The 17,647-nt window shown below is 63.6% G+C and carries 15 protein-coding genes; 4 read left to right on the plus strand and 11 right to left on the minus strand.

Translation table 11 applies throughout. The features are described from left to right. Positions 1–20 precede the first annotated feature (20 nt). The 5 genes from Q4S41_RS11300 to Q4S41_RS11320 all read right to left on the minus strand — a co-directional run bounded on the left by Q4S41_RS11300 (position 21) and on the right by Q4S41_RS11320 (position 5,653). A complete protein-coding gene (locus tag Q4S41_RS11300; RefSeq protein ID WP_305031220.1) occupies positions 21–641 on the minus strand; it encodes a hypothetical protein in 621 nt (206 codons plus the stop codon). A gap of 151 nt (positions 642–792) precedes the next feature. After that, positions 793–1,563 (minus strand): hypothetical protein, encoded by a 771-nt coding sequence (locus Q4S41_RS11305; protein ID WP_305031221.1) that lies wholly within the window; start codon positions 1,561–1,563, stop codon positions 793–795. Further along, positions 1,560–3,152, minus strand: coding sequence for a S8 family serine peptidase (locus Q4S41_RS11310; RefSeq protein WP_305031222.1), 1,593 nt, complete (start codon positions 3,150–3,152; stop codon positions 1,560–1,562). The genes Q4S41_RS11305 and Q4S41_RS11310 overlap by 4 nt, the downstream gene beginning before the upstream one ends. Before the next feature lie 243 nt (positions 3,153–3,395). Next, complete coding sequence (locus tag Q4S41_RS11315; RefSeq protein ID WP_305031223.1) at positions 3,396–4,832, minus strand: M20/M25/M40 family metallo-hydrolase; 1,437 nt, start codon at positions 4,830–4,832, stop codon at positions 3,396–3,398. 212 nt (positions 4,833–5,044) lie between these two features. Then, entirely contained in the window at positions 5,045–5,653 is a 609-nt protein-coding gene (locus tag Q4S41_RS11320) for a phosphoglycerate mutase family protein (protein WP_305031224.1), read from the minus strand. Between the two features lie 192 nt (positions 5,654–5,845). On the opposite strand from Q4S41_RS11320, the gene Q4S41_RS11325 reads away from it, so the two are divergent. From Q4S41_RS11325 to Q4S41_RS11335, 3 genes are all read left to right on the plus strand, one after another. After that, positions 5,846–6,526: a response regulator transcription factor gene (locus Q4S41_RS11325; RefSeq protein ID WP_305010378.1), complete on the plus strand. Its 681-nt coding sequence runs from the start codon at positions 5,846–5,848 to the stop codon at positions 6,524–6,526. A gap of 176 nt (positions 6,527–6,702) precedes the next feature. Continuing rightward, positions 6,703–8,082, plus strand: a complete 1,380-nt coding sequence (locus Q4S41_RS11330) for a sensor histidine kinase (RefSeq protein ID WP_305031225.1) — start codon at positions 6,703–6,705, stop codon at positions 8,080–8,082. 36 nt (positions 8,083–8,118) lie between these two features. After that, on the plus strand, positions 8,119–8,334 hold the full coding sequence (locus Q4S41_RS11335; RefSeq protein ID WP_305031226.1) for a hypothetical protein: 216 nt from the start codon (positions 8,119–8,121) through the stop codon (positions 8,332–8,334). A gap of 125 nt (positions 8,335–8,459) precedes the next feature. Here the strand turns inward: Q4S41_RS11335 and surE are convergent, their stop codons facing one another. Next, the gene (surE, locus tag Q4S41_RS11340) at positions 8,460–9,326 is read right to left on the minus strand and encodes a 5'/3'-nucleotidase SurE (RefSeq protein ID WP_305031227.1); all 867 of its coding nucleotides are present in this window, start codon (positions 9,324–9,326) and stop codon (positions 8,460–8,462) included. Between the two features lie 106 nt (positions 9,327–9,432). Here surE and Q4S41_RS11345 point away from each other — a divergent pair, with 106 nt between their 5' ends. Next, positions 9,433–11,169 carry a M14 family metallopeptidase gene (locus Q4S41_RS11345; protein WP_305031228.1) on the plus strand — a complete coding sequence of 579 codons (1,737 nt, stop codon included), beginning with the start codon at positions 9,433–9,435 and terminating at the stop codon, positions 11,167–11,169. 121 nt (positions 11,170–11,290) lie between these two features. Here the strand turns inward: Q4S41_RS11345 and Q4S41_RS11350 are convergent, their stop codons facing one another. The 5 genes from Q4S41_RS11350 to Q4S41_RS11370 form a co-directional block, all read right to left on the minus strand. Then, positions 11,291–13,057 carry a hypothetical protein gene (locus Q4S41_RS11350; RefSeq protein WP_305031229.1) on the minus strand — a complete coding sequence of 589 codons (1,767 nt, stop codon included), beginning with the start codon at positions 13,055–13,057 and terminating at the stop codon, positions 11,291–11,293. Positions 13,058–13,229: 172 nt separating this feature from the next. Next, a complete protein-coding gene (locus Q4S41_RS11355) occupies positions 13,230–13,724 on the minus strand; it encodes a DUF4112 domain-containing protein (protein WP_305031230.1) in 495 nt (164 codons plus the stop codon). A gap of 79 nt (positions 13,725–13,803) precedes the next feature. After that, positions 13,804–14,565, minus strand: a complete 762-nt coding sequence (locus Q4S41_RS11360; RefSeq protein ID WP_305031231.1) for a COG4705 family protein — start codon at positions 14,563–14,565, stop codon at positions 13,804–13,806. A gap of 170 nt (positions 14,566–14,735) precedes the next feature. Continuing rightward, the gene (locus Q4S41_RS11365; RefSeq protein WP_305031232.1) at positions 14,736–16,280 is read right to left on the minus strand and encodes a sigma 54-interacting transcriptional regulator; all 1,545 of its coding nucleotides are present in this window, start codon (positions 16,278–16,280) and stop codon (positions 14,736–14,738) included. 218 nt (positions 16,281–16,498) lie between these two features. Beyond that, positions 16,499–17,605, minus strand: a complete 1,107-nt coding sequence (locus Q4S41_RS11370) for a vWA domain-containing protein (RefSeq protein WP_305031233.1) — start codon at positions 17,603–17,605, stop codon at positions 16,499–16,501. Positions 17,606–17,647 lie beyond the last annotated feature (42 nt).

A 17,647-nucleotide genomic window follows, 5' to 3' on the forward strand; every position in this document is an offset into this window, starting at 1 on the left:
AGAGGCCAAACCGGGGTGCTTTATTGGTTGATGACGACGGCCTTACGCAGCTTGCGGGCGTAGGTGATGCGTCGCTCGGCACCGCCCGCGCCCGTGTAGTCGAAGCCCACGGCGGTGGGGTCGGCGCGCAGGGCGGCCCAAGTGTTGGTGTCCATTTCGGCGGGCTGTTCGGTGCCGGCCGGCACGGCGGGCTGCATGAAGTGCGCGTCGGCAAAAAAGGCATTCATGCCCTGCAGGATGGCAATTTCCTGGTCGCGCACGCTGGAGGCCTGCGGGTCGTTGAGGGCTTTTTCGCTGAGCAGGGCGCGGGCGGGCATCACCTCGTGGCGCAGGGTGTCGCCCTTGCTGTCGGTCACGATGAGGTGGGCCTGGGCCGTGAGCACGCGGGGGCCGCGCAGCTCCAGCACGAAATTGTCCTTGGTGGCGGGGTCCGAAAAGGTGTGCGTGGTGCTCACCGTGTTGAGCACAGTTTTGCTGCCCACGCGGGTGCGGGAGCCGGCCGGCGGCGGCGTGTAGGTGCTGCGCGGGTCTTTGGTAGAGCTGCTGACTTCGCGCTCGGTGCTCACGCAGGAGGAGAACTGCAGCGCCAGCCCGGCGGCCAGCATCCACCCAGCGGTTTGCTTAAAAGGGAATATTTTCATGGATAATGCCCGGCGCGGAGTGTGGCCGGGCGCACGAAGGTAAGGGACGATAAGGAGGCTGTCGCCATCCGCCCAAGCGGGCGAGGCCTTCCAGCCGCCTGATTTTTACGAAAAACCTAAACCATAGGGTTTGCCACCGCTCACCGCAATATTAGAATAAGCCGATTTCAACCCCCAGTGCCCAGCGGGGCAGCTCTGGCCAGGCCGCGTAGGCCGGGCCGAAAGCCGGCGTGAGGCGGTAGCGGGCCACCAGTGCGTAGCGGTCGAAGCCCAGCCGGGCGCCCGCGCCCGCCGTCCAGCGCCGCAGGTACGGCAGGCCCCGCTCCGTGGTTTCGACGGCGCCGATGCCGGGCGCGGGCTCGTCTTCGGTGCTATGCGTGGTGCGGGCCACCCAGCCGCCACCGGCTATCAAATCGAGGTAGCTACCCACCGAGTTGCCGCGGCGGCCGGCATTCAGCCGCAGGCTGATTTCGGAGTACAGCTGGTGCAGGTTCAGGCCCTCCTCGCGGTGTCGGGTGGGTGCGGGCACCACTTTGTGGTCGGTTTGGGCCAAATCATAATGCTGGAAGGCATAACCCAAATCCAGGTTCAGGGCCACCAGTTGGCTAAAGCGCACCTTGAAGCGCCCCCCGCCCCGCAGCTCCGCCGAGGCCAGGCCCGTGCGCACCTCGGCGCCTCGTCCGGCCGGGCCCGCCAGCAGCCCGTAGCCAAAGTAGGCATGGCCAAAGTAGCGCCGGTTGGGCCCGAAAGTAGTTTTCACAGTGTCATTGGCCACGTTGGCCTGCACCAGCACCTGCTGGGCGCGCGCCGGCAACGCCCCTGCCAGCGCCAGGGTCACCAAGGACGCCAGTCGCCGGGTTTCGGTTTTGGCCGCGCTTCGGCAAGCCCCGACCCAAGTCAATTGCATGGCGGTGTTCTTCATTCCGAATACGTCCCGGTATAGCCTTTAAAATGCACCCGCAGCACATCACCGCCCCGCAGCAGCCGGCGCGGCACCTGCACCACCAGCCGCTGCGTTACGGCGCGGGCTTCGTAGCGGCGCAGTACGCCCCGGCGGTCGGCCAGGTTCCAGTAGAGGTAGGCGGGGTAATTGGGCTCGGGCAACGGGTTGAGCGGGGCGCTGCCGGGCGCTACCGGCTGCTCGTGGCCCACGCGCGGCACGGAGTTGTCGTTGGCGGATTTGGCGTCTTCCGGCGGGGTGAGGCTGGGCAGTACGGCGCCGCTTTGCTCGGCTACGAGAGGCAGCATTTCGGCCGGCCGCAAGGCTGCTTCGGGGCGGATAATTACGGCCACCAGACTGTCGTGGGGCACAAAATCGAACGTGGGTACCGGTTTGGGCGTCGGCGCAGGCAACGCAAAATTCGCCAGCCGTGGCCGGCCAAAACCGTGCGCGTAATCAAAATACGGATAAAGGTCGGCCGATTTTTCGAGGGCCTGAAACAGCTGCATGGCGGTGAGCTGCCGGTTTTTCTGCCACAGGCAGGCGGCGAAACCCGCCACCAGCGGCGACGAAAACGAGGTACCTTCCAGCCGCTCGTAGTCGTCGGTGGTGGTGGTGAGCACGATGCCGAAGGCGGCCAGGTTGGGCTTGGGCCGGCGGTCGGCGGTGGGGCCGTAGGAGCTGAAATCGACGTGCAGGCCGGTTTCAGGGTCGAGGCCGCCAATGGCCAGCACCGAGTCGGCATCGGCGGGCGTGCCGATGCGCACCCAGTCGTCGTCGCCGTCGTTGCCGGCGGCACTCACCACCAGCAGGCCCTTGCGGGCGGCCAGGTTGGCGGCGCGGGCAATGAGGCTGCGGCGCCCGTCCATCTGCTCCGGGAAATAGCGCTGTTCGGTGTAGGCCAGCGAGGAATTGATGACGTCGGCCCCGAGGCGGTCGGCCCACTCCACGGCGGCCAGCCAGGCTTCTTCCTCGGCGTAGCGCTCCCGGTGCAGCTGCTCGGTGCGGGCCAGCAGGTAATCGGCGGCGGGGGCGAGCCCCAGGCAGGGGCCGGGCACGCCCGGCCCACCGGGCAGGCGGCCCGCCAGGCAGCCCATCACCTCGGTGCCGTGGCTGCCGCCCAGAAACACGTTGTCGGCATTGCGCAGGAAATCGTGCGTGGCCACAATGTGCTTTCTCGCCACCAATTCCTGAAAAGCCGGGTGCGTGGGCAGCCCCTTGAAGCCCACATCGAACACGGCAATGCGCATCCCCTGCCCTTCCAGCCCGGCAGCGCGCAGCGCGGGACCGTCGAGGTGGGCCGTCTGGCGGCGCGCCAGCAGGAAATCGTTCGACGACAGTGGCTTGTGCGGCAGTAGCGGCAGCCGCTGCGGCACTTGGTCCGAAGCCTCATGGGCCGCTACCTGCGCCTCCCGGTACGGCCACGCCACCACGGCGCGCACGCCGGGCAGGCCCCGCAACGCCGCCGCCTGGGCCGCCGTGGCCCGGCACGCCACGGCATTGAACCAGCGGCTGACCAGCGTCACGGTATCGACCCGCGACTGGATGGCAGCCACGTAATCGGCCCGCACAGGCAAATCAGAAGGCTCGAAAGCGGGCAAATGCTGGCGCTTCCGACGGGCCTGGGCTTCAGGTGCAAAGTATTGTTCAGGGTTGAATTGGACCCCGTTTTTATCGCTCAGTGTTATCCAATAACGCCGCGTCGATTCCGCTTGATGGGGCTGAGCGGCAGCCGGCCCCAGCAGTGCCAGGCCTAGCAGTCCCCCCAGCGCTTGGCGCCCAAGCGCATTCATCACCCGTTTGCTCACCGCCACTTACAGTCCGTATTTGCTCAGCAGGTAAATCAATGAGGCCATGCTGGCGCCGCCCAACTCCAGCTCGCGGCGGTTCACCTTGTCGAAGGTGTCGGCGGCGGTGTGGTGGATGTCGAAGTAGCGCTGCGAGTCGCACTTGTAGCCAATCAGAGCCTTGGGGTGCACGGCATCTTTGAGCGGCTCGATGTCGGTGCCGCCGTGGCCGGCCGTGATTTCGTCGGCATTATAGGGCTTGAACAGCGGGGCCCACCGGGCCACTTTGGCCAGCGTAGCCGCGTCGGACTCCAGGCCAAAGCCGCGGGGCGTGAAGCCGCCGCCGTCCGACTCGATGGCCGCCACGTGCGTTTCCTTGCTCTGGGCGGCCAGGCGGGCGTACTCGGTGCCGCCGCGGGCGCCGTTTTCCTCGTTCATAAAGAGCACGGCCCGGATGGTGCGCTCGGGCTTGAAGCCGGCGGCGCGCAGCAGGCGCAGGGCTTCGATGCTCTGCACGCAGCCGGTGCCGTCGTCGTGGGCGCCCTGGGCAAGGTCCCAGGAGTCGAGATGGCCGCCCACGGTGATGATTTCCTGCGGGAATTTGCTGCCTTTGATTTCGCCCACCACGTTGTAGCTTTTCTCGTCGGGCAGCGTGATGCACTCCATTTCCAGCTCGAACTGCAGCTCAGGGTTGGCCTTGAGCAGTTGGCTGAGCTTGTCGGCCCCGTTGGTGCTAATGGCGGCGCCGGGGATGGTAGCGGGCCGCATGGTGCCGGTGTGGGGGTTGTCGTCGCGGGCGCTGCTCATGGAGCGCACCAGGGCGCCCACGGCGCCGCGCTTGGCCGCTTCGGCGGCCCCGAGAGCGCGCTGCTCCACGGCCCCGCCGTAGGCCGCGCCGGGCTCGATGAGGGCATCGTTGAAGGGGCGGTTGAAAAAGACGAATTTGCCTTTTACGGCATCGTCGGGCAGGTTTTTCAGCTCGTCGAAGCTATGCACTTCCACCACGCCGGCCTTGAGCTTGCCGCCGGTGCTCACGGAGCCGCCCAGCGCGCACACCGGCACCTTGATGCCCTTGTCCTTATTACCTACGATTTCGCCCTTTTCCCGGCCGCCGCGCACCCAATGCGGCACCATCACCTCCTGCAAATACACGCGGTCAAAACCGGCTTTTTCCATAGTGGCCTTGCCCCACTCCACCGCCATCTGGGCCTGCGGCGAGCCGGAAAGCCGCCCGCCGATGTTGCTGGTGAGGTAGCGCAGATTGTCGTAGCTCTCGCCGCGCAGCAGGGCTTCGTCGAAGATGCGGCGCAGGGCAACGGAATCAGAAACCGGCACGGCGGCCACCGCCGGGGCAGCGGCGGGCGCGGCAGCCGGGGCTTTGGCTTTTTTGCGGGCCTGGGCCTGGCCGGGGGAGGCCGTCAGGAGCAGGCCGGCCGCGAGCAGAAGGGAGAAAGATGTGCGCATAACCGCGAAGAACGCAACTATTACCCGAACCCGCACCGGCCGGCGTCAATCCGGAGCCCGCTTTGCCGATGGCTAGCTCGGCGATGAGCCATTGGGAACCCGGGCAACTGCGACAGCAGCAGTAGCGTCAAAAAGCAGCGGCCCGGCGCTGAACACGCCGGGCCGCTGGACCATTGTAGCACTAACCGGGACGCCCATTCGGGCTCCAGAATTTACTTCTGCGGGGACGCCGGGGTCATCGTTCCCTTGGCAGTTGCCTCGGATTTAACTTTCACTTTGGTCTTGGTTTTGCGCTCGGCGCCATAGCCGCGGGTTTCCACAATGGGCTGCATGCCTTCGGCTGAGTGCACCGTGAACAGGTACTCGTATTCGTTTTCGCCGATTTCTTCGACGGGCGGAATGGCCCCGAAGTCGTCGATGAGCGATAAAATCGTGTTGGAATGGCCCACGATGACCACCGATTTGCCCGCGTATTCCTTCAGCACCCGGTCGGCGAGGTCGCGCCCGCGGCGAGGGTCGTACACCTGCGGTTCAAGCTTGAGGGCGCCGGCCAGGGGCTCCAGCGTGGCGCGGGTGCGCTTGGTGTCGGTGGTGAAAAGGGCGGCGGGGTGGCGCTTTTCCAGGGTTTGGCGCAGGGCCAGCGCGCGCGCCTGGCCCAGGGCCGAGAGCGTAGGGTCGGCCGCATCGGAAGTCGAGTCTTTTTCGGCGTGGCGCACGATGTAGATGGTGGTTTCGATGGGTTTGGCTTTGGCGGCAGATTTCTTGGTTTGCGCCTGGGCCGAACCCGGGCCCAGCAGGCTGCCCAAAGTGGTCAGGGCCATGAACAGGAATGTAGAGAGGGATACGCGTGGGGTCATAATCGAAAGGGAAAGGCCGAATGCGGTGAAGTTACCTTAGCAAAGTACGGCAGAATTGGGAAAGTGGCTAACGGGCCGCCGGCTTCATGCGCCGTTCAGTCTTCGCTGCCGTATGTTGCATGCAATCTTTTCAATCCCCCCTTTTTGCTCCGCCCCATGCACGTTCTGCTCATTGAAGACGAAAAAAGCCTGCACCAGGAAATGCGCCAGTTTCTGCTGCAGGCCCAGTATTTAGTCGACTCGGCCTACACGTATGCCGAAGCTTCGGAAAAACTTTACGTGAGCAGCTACGACTTCGTGCTGCTGGACCTGGGCCTGCCCGGCGGCGACGGGCTGGATTTGCTCAAGGAAGCCCGCCTCAACGAAAACCAGGAGGCCAGCTTCATCATCCTCACCGCCCGCGGCGCCCTGGACGACCGGATTCGCGGCCTCGACCTGGGGGCCGACGACTACCTGCCCAAGCCCTTCTCGCTGCTGGAGCTCACCAGCCGGATGCAGGCCATCACGCGCCGCAAGTTCAACCTGAAGCGGCCCGAAATCAGCTTCGGCCAGGGCTTTAGCATGGACCCCAACGCCCGCATCGTGCGGCACGGCAGCCAGGAAGTCCCCCTCACCAAAAAAGAATTCGACCTGCTGCACTACCTGCTGCTGCACCGCGGCCGGGTGCTCACGCGCTTGCAGCTGGGCGAGCACCTGTGGGGCAATGTGCTGGAAGACGACTCCGACTCGAACTACATCGACGTGCACATCAAGAATGTGCGCAAGAAGCTGGCCCAGTTCGGCCCCGCCGACTTCCTGGAAACAGTGCGCGGCATTGGCTACCGCGCGGCGGAGTAGACAGGCGGCTGTTGATTCAAAGAACGTCATGCTGAGCGGAGCCGAAGCATCTCGCGTGGGGTAGTAATTCTTTTCTTATGATTGGATTTACTATTGCACGCGAGATGCTTCGGCTCCGCTCAGCATGACGTTCTTTTTTCTAATCCTCTGCCAATTCATCAATTTAACTTCCTCCCATGCGCCTCGAAGCCAAACTTGCCATTTCCAACGCCGTTTCGAAGCTGCTGCTGGTGCTGCTGGGGGCGCTGGTGCTGCCGCCCATCGTGCAGCAGGTGGCCGTGGCGCACACCGATTCCCATTTGCGCGAGAAGAAGCGGCTGGTGCAGGGCCTCATTGCCCGCGACGGCCTGCAGGCGTTCGAGCGCGGTGAGCGGGCCGAAACCTACGCCGACTACAACATTTTTAAACAGGAGTATATCACGCTCACGCCCCTGCCCGAGGGCGCGCCGCTGCCAGCAGAGCGCATTTTTGAGGAACCCCGGCAGGTGGATGAGCAGGTGGAAGATTTCCGGATTCTGAGCTTCGCGCTGCCGGCGGGCGGGCTGCACCAGCGCGCTTTCCGGCTCGAAATCGGCTCGTCGCTCGAAACGGTGGAGTTGCTCACCGACACCCTGCGCAAGCTGGCGCTGTGGGTGCTGGTGGCGGCCTCGCTGCTCACGGTGGTGTCGGACGCGGCCGTGGCGCACTACCTGCTGGGGCCGCTGCGCGAGTTGATTGTGCGCAAGCTGCGCGGCATCCGGCAGCCGTCGGACTTCAACTTTGAGGTGATTGACACGCAAACCACGGACTTCCGGCGGCTTGATGACCGGCTGAACTCGCTGATGCGGCAGGTGCAGTCGGCCTTTGCCAAGGAGCGGGAGTTCATGAGCAACGTGAGCCACGAGCTGCTCACGCCCGTCAGCATCCTGCAGTCGCGCTTCGAAAACATGCTGCAGGACCCCACCCTGCCCGAGGCCCACGCCCTGCAGATTGTGGAGTCGCAGCGCACCCTGCACCGCCTGCGCAACACCGTGCGCACGCTGCTGCTCATCGCCAACATCGAAAACGAGCAGTACCTGCGCGAAGAGCCGGTGCGCCTCTCAGAAGCCGTGGCCGACGTGGCCGAGGAGCTGGACGACCGCCGCCAGCAGCGCGACATCGACCTGGAAGTGGACCTGACCGGCAACGACGTGCGCCCCCACGCCAACGCCAGCCTGATGCACACGCTGTTGCGCAACCTGCTCAGCAACGCCATCAAGTACAACCACGAGGGCGGCCGCATCCGGGTGCTGGGCCGCCCGGCCGCCAACGACGGCTACACCCTGCGCGTGGAAGACACCGGCCCGGGCATCTCGGCCGACCACCTCCCCTTCCTCTTCGACCGCTTCCGGCGCTTCCACGCCAACGCGCCCAACTCGCCGGAGGGCTACGGCCTGGGCCTGCCCATTGCCCAAACCATTGCCAACTTCCACGGCGCCACCCTGCGGGCCGAATCGACGGTGGGCCAGGGCACGGCCTTCGTGCTCGAATTTGGGCCGGCAGCTCACCCGTCGGCGCGGTTCATGCCCCCTTCATAGGGTAGGAGCGAACTTTGGGGAGTAATTAAAACTCCCGTGCGTACGCTGTTGAAAATCCTGATTTCTGGCCTGCTGCTGGTGCTGATGGTAGCAGTAGGAGCCGAAGTGGTGGCCCTGCACCACAACGCCCTCCCCGACCCGGACCCGCTGGCCGCGCCCGTCGTCGTGCGCAAAGCGCCGGGCGTAATGCCCACCCCTAAATTCGTCCGGACTTTGCCCAATGCCCCGCGCCACGTGGCGAAGAGCCGATAGAAACGGTCAGGTCAAGCTTGCCGAGACATGACGTTTTAGCGGATGTTGTGACTTGCCATACATCTGCAACAAAAAGCCCCTGCATTATCGATGCCGGGGCTTTTTATGTAAATCATGCTGCAATTCTAGTTTGGGTTGGCCACGCCGTAGTCTTCGGGCGCTACGGGCTGGGGCGGGGCGGCCACTTCGCGGGCTTCGGGCAGGGGCAGTTGCCACTGCTGGCTGAGGTGGGCCAGGCCGTGGGCGGCCGTGAGGTCGAACTGGCAGGGCACCACCGAGACGTAGTTGTGGGCCAGGGCCCATTCGTCGGTATCGGTGCCGTGGTCGAAGTTTACGAACTCGCCGCGCAGCCAGAAGTAAGGGCGCTGGTAAGGGTCGAGGCGGCGGTCGAACTCCTCCTGCCACTTGGCGCGGGCCTGCCGGGCCAGGCGCAAGCCAGCAATGGGCGTTTCGGATTTTTTGGGAATATTCACGTTGAGGGCCGTGCCGGCGGGCACGCCGTGGGCCAGCGCGTGCTCACACACCTGGCGTACCCACTCGGCCGCGTGCGAGAAGTCGGCTTTGGGTCCGTAGTCGCACAGGGAGAAACCTACGGCGGGCAGCCCTTCAATGGCCGCCTCGATGGCCGCCGACATGGTGCCGGAATACAGCACGTTGACCGACGAGTTGGAACCGTGGTTGATGCCGGACACCACGAGGTCAGGCGTGCGGTCTTTGAGGACGTAGTGTTTGGCGATTTTTACGCAGTCGGCGGGCGTACCGGAGCATTCGTAGGCTTGCACGTTGGGGCCGAAAATAGGGTTTTCGGTGAGGCGCATGGGGTGGCCAATAGTGATGGCGTGGCCCATGCCCGACTGTGGCGAATCGGGGGCGACGACCACCACTTCGGCTCCGAGCGCGTGCACGATTTCGACGAGGCAGCGGATGCCGGGGGCGGTGATGCCGTCGTCGTTGGAAACGAGGATGAGGGGGCGCGCGGGAGCTTGGGACATGGGCACTATTGGCGAGGTGAAGCAGCCAAAGGTACGGCGGGCCCGCAGCGCGGTTCGGGATTTGGAGTGAATTTGCAACATGTTTTCCCTGATTCTTGCTTCGCTCATGTCCCTCGCCTCCACTCCCGCCCCGGCGCCCGCCTGGCGCACGCCTTTCGAAAACGACCCCGCCGGCAACACCACGGCCACCTACGCCGAATGCATCGACTACTATAAAAAACTGGCGGCCGCCTACCCGGCACACCTGCACCTGGCTGAAGCCGGTTCCACCGACGCTGGCCTGCCCCTGCACGAAGTAGTGCTAAGCGCCGATGGCGACGCCGACCCGGCTAGCACGCGCCGCAAAAACCGCCGCATCCTGTTCATTCAGAACGGCATCCACCCCGGCGAGCCCGAGGGCATCGACGCCAGCATGATGTTGGTGCGCGACCTTATACAGCAAAAGTCGCTGCAGAAGCTGCTGGCCGGCGTCACGGTCGTCATCGTGCCCGTTTATAACATTGATGGCATGCTAAACCGCAACTCCACCACCCGCGTGAACCAGAACGGGCCGGCCGCTTACGGCTTTCGGGGCAATGCGCGCCACCTGGATTTGAACCGCGACTACATCAAGCAGGAGTCGCGCAATGCCCGCTCGTTTGCCCAGCTTTTCCAGAAGTGGCAGCCCGATGTTTTCGTCGAAACGCACACCTCGAACGGGGCCGACTATCAGTACACCATGACGCTCATTGCCACCCAGCACAGCAAGCTGGCGCCGGCGCTGGGCAGCTACCTGCAGGGCCAAATGCTGCCGGCTTTGTACAAGAGCATGGAGCAGAAAAAGTGGCCCATGACGCCCTACGTGGACTTCGAAGGCCGCACGCCCGAGAGCGGGCTGCAGGCGTTTCTGGAGTCGCCGCGCTACTCTACCGGCTATGCAGCCTTGTTCAACACCATCGGCTTCATGCCCGAAACGCACATGCTCAAGGCTTTCGCGCCCCGTGTGCATTCAACGTATGATTTCCTGAAGACCGTGCTCGAAACCGTGGGCGAGCAGGCGCCCGCCTTGGCCGCCGCCCGCGCCAAAGCTGCGGCCGACATGGCCGCCCAAACCACTTTCCCCCTCACCTGGGCCCTGGACGACAGCCAGCACGAAACCGTGCAGTTCCGCGGCTACGAAGGCAAGACCAAGCCCAGCGACGTGAGCGGCCAGCCCCGCCTGTACTACGACCGTGCCGCGCCCTTCGTCCGGCCCGTGAAGTACTTCAACACCTTCAAAGCCACCACCACAGCCGCCCGTCCCACCGCCTACATCATCCCCAAAGCCTGGGTGGAAGTGGCCGACATCCTGCGCCGCAACGGGGCCACGCTCGAACCGCTGACCCGCGAGGTGACCGTGCCCGTCGAAACATATTATTTCGAGGATTTCAAGACTACCCCCAAACCCTTCGAAGGCCACTACGTGCACAGCCAAGTAAGCCTGCGCACCGCGCCCGAAACCACCGTCTTCCATCCCGGCGACCTGGTGGTGTACCTCACCGGCGCCGCACCCATTCGCTACCTCATGGAAACGCTAGAGCCCCAAGCCACCGACTCCTTCTTCGCCTGGGGCTTTTTCGACAGCGTGCTCCAGCAAAAGGAGCATTTTTCGGACTATGTGTTCGAAGACCTTGCCGCCGACCTGCTGCGCCGCGAGCCCGCCCTGCGCGAGCGGCTGGAAAAGCTCAAAGCCGGCAACCCGTCCTTCGCCGCCAACGGTCCGGCCCAGCTCGAATGGGTGTACCAGAACTCGGCCTACCACGAGCCCGGCCACAACCGCTACCCGGTGGCGCGATGGCTGGGCACCGGGCGCGTGGGCGAGTAGTTTCCTTTTTTGCCGTTTGTCATCCTGGGCGCAGCGAAGGACCTTATCATCGCTGTGTAGTTTGCAACGGTGATAAGGTCCTTCGCTGCGCCCAGGATGACAATATAGTTGGTGTCGCTTTTTACTCCACTGCCAGGGTGCGGCTGGTTTGCTCATCTCCGGCCTGCACGCGCAGGTGATAGAGGCCGGGGGCCAGGCCCAGCAAGGGCAGTTCGGCCGTGGTGCCCAGGCCGGAAAGGGATAGCTGGAGCGTGCGCACCACCCGCCCCAGGCCATCGGCCAGCGTGAGGGTGGCGGCAGCGCCCGGCACGGCCGGCACCCGCACGGTGGCCGCCGCCCGCGCCGGATTGGGCCATACGGCCACGGCGCCCAGTCGCGCCGAAGCGCGCGTGGCCAACCCCACCGGGTCGGCCAGCGAGGCGAGGAAGAGCACGGAAGGCCGAACGGGCACCCGCACGAATACATTGCCAAAAAAGGCCGGGCCCCCAATGGTGCCGGCCACGTGCACAGTGGCCCCTGCCACGGCCACGGCATTGCCCTGGTCGCGGTTGGCGCTGCCGGCTGCCTGGGCCCAGGCAAAAGCGCCGGTGCTGCCCGCATCGGCCAGGCGGGCCACGAAGGCATCGGTTTCGATAATGCCCTGGTTGGGCACGGGGTTGCTGTTGGTGAGGGTGGTGTTGCCGAAATCGGCTTGCAGGCTCTGGAAATTGCCGGTGAGGTACACGCTGCTTCCTTTGGCGGCCACGGCCGTGGCCAGGTCGTTGAGCGGCCCGCCGGCCCGCTGCCCCCACACCACCGTACCCGCGCTGCCAGTGTCGGTGAGCTTGGCCACGTAGGCGTCGGTCGTGGTGGTGGGGCCCGCGTTGTAGAAGGTAGCGCTGCCGATTTGCGTATCGGTGCCATCGAAATGGCCGGTCAGGTACAGGCTGTTGCCGCTCACGGCCAGGGCTTCGCCCCGGTCGTTGCCGCGGCCGCCCAGGCGCTGCGCCCAGGTGTATTGGGCCGTGGTGCCGGTGTCGGTGAAGCGGGCCACGTAGGCGTCGTCGGTACCGGCGCTGCTGCCGCTGTTGATGAGGCGGATGCTGCCCAGCGCCAACTGGCTGCTGCCGAAGGTGCCCGCCACGTAGGCCCCGGTGGCAGTGGCCACCAGCGCGTTGGCGTAGTCGAACCCCGTGCCGCCGAAGCGCTGCGCCCAAGAATAAAAGCCGAGCGTGCCCGCGTTCACGAGCTTGGCCACAAAGCCGTCGCTGCTGTAACCGGTGCCGGCGTTGGTGAGAGTGATGCCGCTGGCGCCGCAACTGAGGGAGGCGCCGTGAAACTGGCCGGAAATGTACACGTCGTTGCCGCGCACGGCCACGGCCTTGCCCTCGTCGTAGCTGGGGCTGCCGGCCTGCTCGGCCCAGTCGAAGGTGGCTGAGGTGCCGAGGTCGGTGAGCTTGGCCACGAAGGCATCGGTGGTGACGGGCGGAGGCGTGGGGCCGGCATTGGTGAGCAAGCTGTTGCCGATGAGCATAGTACGACTGGAAAACGTGCCCACCACGTACACGCTGCGGCCCCGCAGGGCAATGGCGTTGGCTACGTCTTCATCGTTGCCGCCGCCCTGCACCGCCCACACAATGCCGGCCGCCGGGGTCCATTTGGCCACGAAAAAATCGGCGGTGCCGGGGCTGGTGAGCAGCGCCGGCCCCAGGCTGATGGTGCCCGAAAAGTAGCCCGTCAGAAACACGTTGCCCGCCGAATCGGTGGCCATGGCCCGCACCCCCGACAGCTCGTTGGCCCCGAAGGCGGCCTGCCAGGCCGGTGCCTGCGCCCGCGCGGCAAATCCACTTATTGCCAGCAGGAACGCCAGTACCAACGCCCGTACTCCCCGCCTGTTTCTTTCATTCAACCCTTGTAAAAAGTCCGCCATATCGAATCTGGAGCGCCAATAATTAACCGAAAGGCAATTGGTGGTTTTCAACTTTGTAAAGCTGACCGCACCATCAATGCGTTTGCGAAGCTAATGCCACTCAGACGTAGGCCCGCTACGGAATGCTCAACTACTACCGAAGCGTCAAGCGCTAATTCAACTGGTGCCAACCCCAGCGCAACAGCACGAAGCTGCCCCAGCCCACCAGCGCCCCAATAGCGGACAGCGCCACCAGCAACACCAGAATCAGGCCCCGGCCGCTGCCGCGGTGCCGGCCTTCGGCGTAGTGGCGGCGCAGCAGGGCCACGTTGCGCTCGTTGCTTTTGTAGGCGAAGTCGAAGACATTGCCGAGAATGGGAATGGCGCCCACCACGGTATCGAGCAGGATATTGAGGGCCATGCGCACCACCACGGCCCCGCTGGCCCCGTGCCGAAACATGGTCAGCAGCAGTGCCACCGATACCACGGTGGTCGACACATCGCCCACGATGGGCAGCAGCCCCAGCAAGGGGTCGAGCCCGAACCGGAAGCGGGTGCCCGGCAGCCGGAACTGGCTGTCCATGAGCTTGGCAATGCGCTCGACCCAGCGCAGGCGCTCATCGGCATCGAAGGTGGCGGGGACGGCGGTTTGGGGGCGGGGCAGCATAGGCGCAGGCTTTCGGGGCAGTACGTAATTCAGGCCCGGAGGACTGCCATTGCGGCGCAAAACCGAATATCAGCGGGGCTTAATGGGTGATTGCCGAGGCGGCATCAGCCGCGGCTATTGGCTTGTGGCGAAACGTTTCGTACAGCACCAGCGCCACCAGCAGCCCAAACAAAACCAGCGACGAACCCTGCGTGCCCAATCCTAATCCCTGTTTCTCGGTGGGCTTGGTCAGCAGGTCGCCAAAGGTGGCCCCGAAGGGCCGCGTGAGCACAAACGCCACCCAGAACAGCAGCACCCGCGAAACGCTGGTGAAGTAATAAGCCAGCACCAGCACCGCCAGCAGGCTGCCAATCAACAAAGCCCCGCCGCCGAAACCCAGCCCGGAATCATCGGCCAGAAAATCGCCCAGCGCCGTGCCCAACGTGTTCGACACCAGAATGGCCACCCAGTAAAACACCTCGCCCGTACGCGTCTTGATTTCGGTGACGGACAGCGACTTCTCGCGCAGCCACCACAACCCCAGCACCAGCCCCAGCAACGACACCAGTATCAGCGAGCCGGTGGCGTAGCCCAGGCCCAGCGTGCGGTCCATGTAGTCCGACATGGTGGTACCGGCCGTGCTGGTAGCCAGAATAGTGGCCCAATACAGCGCCGGAATGTAGCGCGAAACGGCCAACTGCCCCGCCAGCACTACCAGAAAGAAGCCGATGAGAATGAGCGAGCTGGCCCCGTAGCCCACCTTCATGGTTTGGGCCAGTAGGTCGCCGGCGGTTTCGCCCAGCGTGGTGGCACAAATCTTCATTATCCAGAACAGCAGGGTGACTTGGGCAATTTTGTTCATCGGAATGATTGGGATGTGAGGAGGGCGCGAATATCCGCTTTCTTCCTGTTGTTTTTCTGTGGCCTTAAGCCGTTGACAAGGGCTGAACAAGCCACTTCCTCCCACAACTGAAAAGCAAAAAGCCCCACGTACTACACGTACGCGGGGCTTTTTGCTTGCATAGCCGACTACTACCGGCGGCGCGGCTTCTCTTCATCGTCCTCGTCGTCGTCATCCTCACCGAAGCTGGGCATGGTGAACATTGAGGACAGCAAGTCCTTGAACTGCGCGCCGGCCGTGAGGCGGTTGCGCGAAATCAGGCTGTGCTCGCTCAGGCCGTGGAGCAGGAATTCCATCAGGAAGTAGGTGTGTTCGGGCGTCTCGTTGGGATGCAACTCGGTCACGATGTCGCGCAGGCCGGGCACGTTGTCGAGGGCCTTGCGGTAGTCGGCCGTGCTGGCGTCGTGCAGCAAATCCAGCGTGTTGCCGTTGCCAAACCACTCCTGCACCGTCTTGTAGGGCGACACCCGATTTTTGAGCTTCTTGCTCTTGTCTGGGTCGGGGAAGTACTGTAGGAACAGCGTGCGAATAGCCTTGCCCATCAGCTTTTCGGCCACGATGCCCGCGCCCTCCTGCTCGCCCTCGTACACCAGCTCCACCTTGCCCGTCACGGCGGGCACGGCCGAAATGAAGTCGCCCAGGCGCACGTAAGTGTTGCTCTCGCCATTCACCAGCGCCCGGCGCTCGGCGCCCGCAATCACCTGCTCGTAGGCCGAGATGGTGAGGCGGGCCGACACGCCCGACTTGGCGTCCACGAACTCGGAGCCGCGTGCTTCGATGGCCACCTGCTCCACCAGGTCGTGAATGACTTCGTTGCTCGTCACCATGCCCTTCTGCTCGTCCTTGATGCGGGCCTCCTGCTTGGTGATGCGCTTGCCGATTTCAATGGATTTCGGGTAGTGCGTGATAATCTGGGCGTCAATCCGGTCCTTGAGCGGCGTCACAATGCTGCCGCGGTTGGTGTAGTCCTCGGGGTTAGCGGTGAACACGAACTGGATATCCAACGGCAGTCGCACCTTAAAGCCGCGAATCTGGATGTCGCCCTCCTGCAGAATATTGAACAGCGACACCTGGATGCGCGCCTGCAGGTCGGGCAATTCGTTAATTACGAAAATGCCCCGGTGCGCGCGCGGAATCAGGCCGAAGTGAATCACCCGCTCGTCGGAGTAGGGCAGCTTTAGCGTGGCGGCTTTGATGGGGTCGGCGTCGCCGATGAGGTCGGCCACCGACACGTCGGGAGTCGCCAGCTTCTCGGTGTAACGCTCGTCGCGGTGCACCCAGGCCACGGGCGTTTCGTCGCCTTTTTCGGCAATGAGGTTTTTGGCGAATACCGACAGCGGCTGCAGCGGGTCGTCGTTCAGCTCGGAGCCGGCCACCACGGGCATGTAGTCATCGAGCAGGTTGATGAGCAGGCGCGCAATGCGGGTTTTGGCCTGGCCGCGCAGGCCCAGCAGGTTGATGTGGTGCCCGGCCAGAATGGCGCGCTGCAGCTCCGGAATCACGGTTTCGTCGTAACCGTAGATGCCGGGAAAAACGTCTTCCTTCACGCGCAGCTTGCGAATGAGGTTTTCCCGCAATTCGGCTTTCACCGAGCGGGATTTGTAGGCCGACTTTTTCAGCTGACCGAGGGTGGTGATGTGGGCGAAATGGTTGGTTGGAAGCTGGTCGTTGGCCACGGAGGGTCGGAATTAGTTGAAAGTTTGAACTTGGGAAATGTTGTGGGCGAAGCCACGCGTCAGCAAGGGCGAAAAAGCTATTGCGTAGCTCCACCCCATTCAGTGGGAATGAACCAATTCATTCCTAAAAACATGAGTGCTGTATAAAGGAGCGTAACAGCGGCCAGACTCAGAATGATAATGGTTCCTGTACGTCCGAAAAGCTTTCTCATGTCTAATTACAGCGTCTTGCGGCGGTTTTTCTTATAGTCCTCGAACACCAGGTGGCCCAGCCCCTTCAGGCCCGAATAATACGCCTTGCCCTGGTTCACCTCCGTGAATTCCTCCACGAACTTCTGCAGATACGGGTCGGAGGTAATCATGAACGTGGTGATGGGAATCTTGACGCGGCGGGCGGCGGCGGCCAGGTTCAGCGTCTTGTTCACCACTTTGCGGTCGAGGCCGAAGGCGTTTTTGTAGTAGCCGTTGCCTTCCTTCAGGCAGGTGGGCTTGCCGTCGGTAATCATGAAAATCTGCTTGTTAGGCGTTTTGCGCTTGCGGAGCAGGTCCATGGCCAACTCCAGGCCGGCCACGGTGTTGGTGTGGTACGGGCCCACTTGCAGGTAGGGCAGGTCCTTGATTTCAATCTGCCAGGCGTCGTTGCCGAACACGATAACATCGAGGAAATCCTTGGGGTACTTCTGCTTCACGAGCTCGGCCAGGGCCATGGCCACTTTCTTGGCCGGCGTGATGCGGTCCTCGCCGTAGAGAATCATGGAGTGCGAGATGTCAATCATCAACACGGTGCTGGTCTGCGACTTGTGTTCGTTTTCGCGCACTTCCAGGTCGCCCTCGGTCAGCATGAACTCGCCGCTGTCCATGCCGTGGTTGAGCTGGGCGTTGCGGATGGATTCGGTCATCTGGATGGATTCCAACGAATCACCGAAGCGGAATTCGCGCAGGTCGGTGCTTTGCTCGTCGCCCTGGCCGGTGTGGGGCGTGTGGTGGTTGCCGGTGCTGCTTTTCTTCAGCTTGCCGAAAATCTCCTCCAGCGCCGACTTGCGAATGCCCTGCTCGGTTTTGGGTGTAATCTTGAATTCGCCCTTTTGCTGCTCGTTCTCATCGATGTACCCCTTTTTCTTGAGGTCATCGATGAAATTGCCCATGCCGTAGTTGTCGTCGGTGAGGCCGTACTGCTTGTCGAGCTCGTTGAGCCACGACAGTGCCTCGCCCACGTCGCCGCTGGTGATGGTAACGAGCTGCATGAATAGTTTAAACAACGACTCAAAGCCCTTTTCGGGCTGGTCTTCGGGCACAAAATCGCGGAAGCGGAAGCCAACGGCCATAATGCTAGTGATTAGTGATTAACGGTTAACGATTAATAGCCG

This window comes from Hymenobacter convexus, from assembly GCF_030580955.1.
Classification (GTDB): domain Bacteria; phylum Bacteroidota; class Bacteroidia; order Cytophagales; family Hymenobacteraceae; genus Hymenobacter.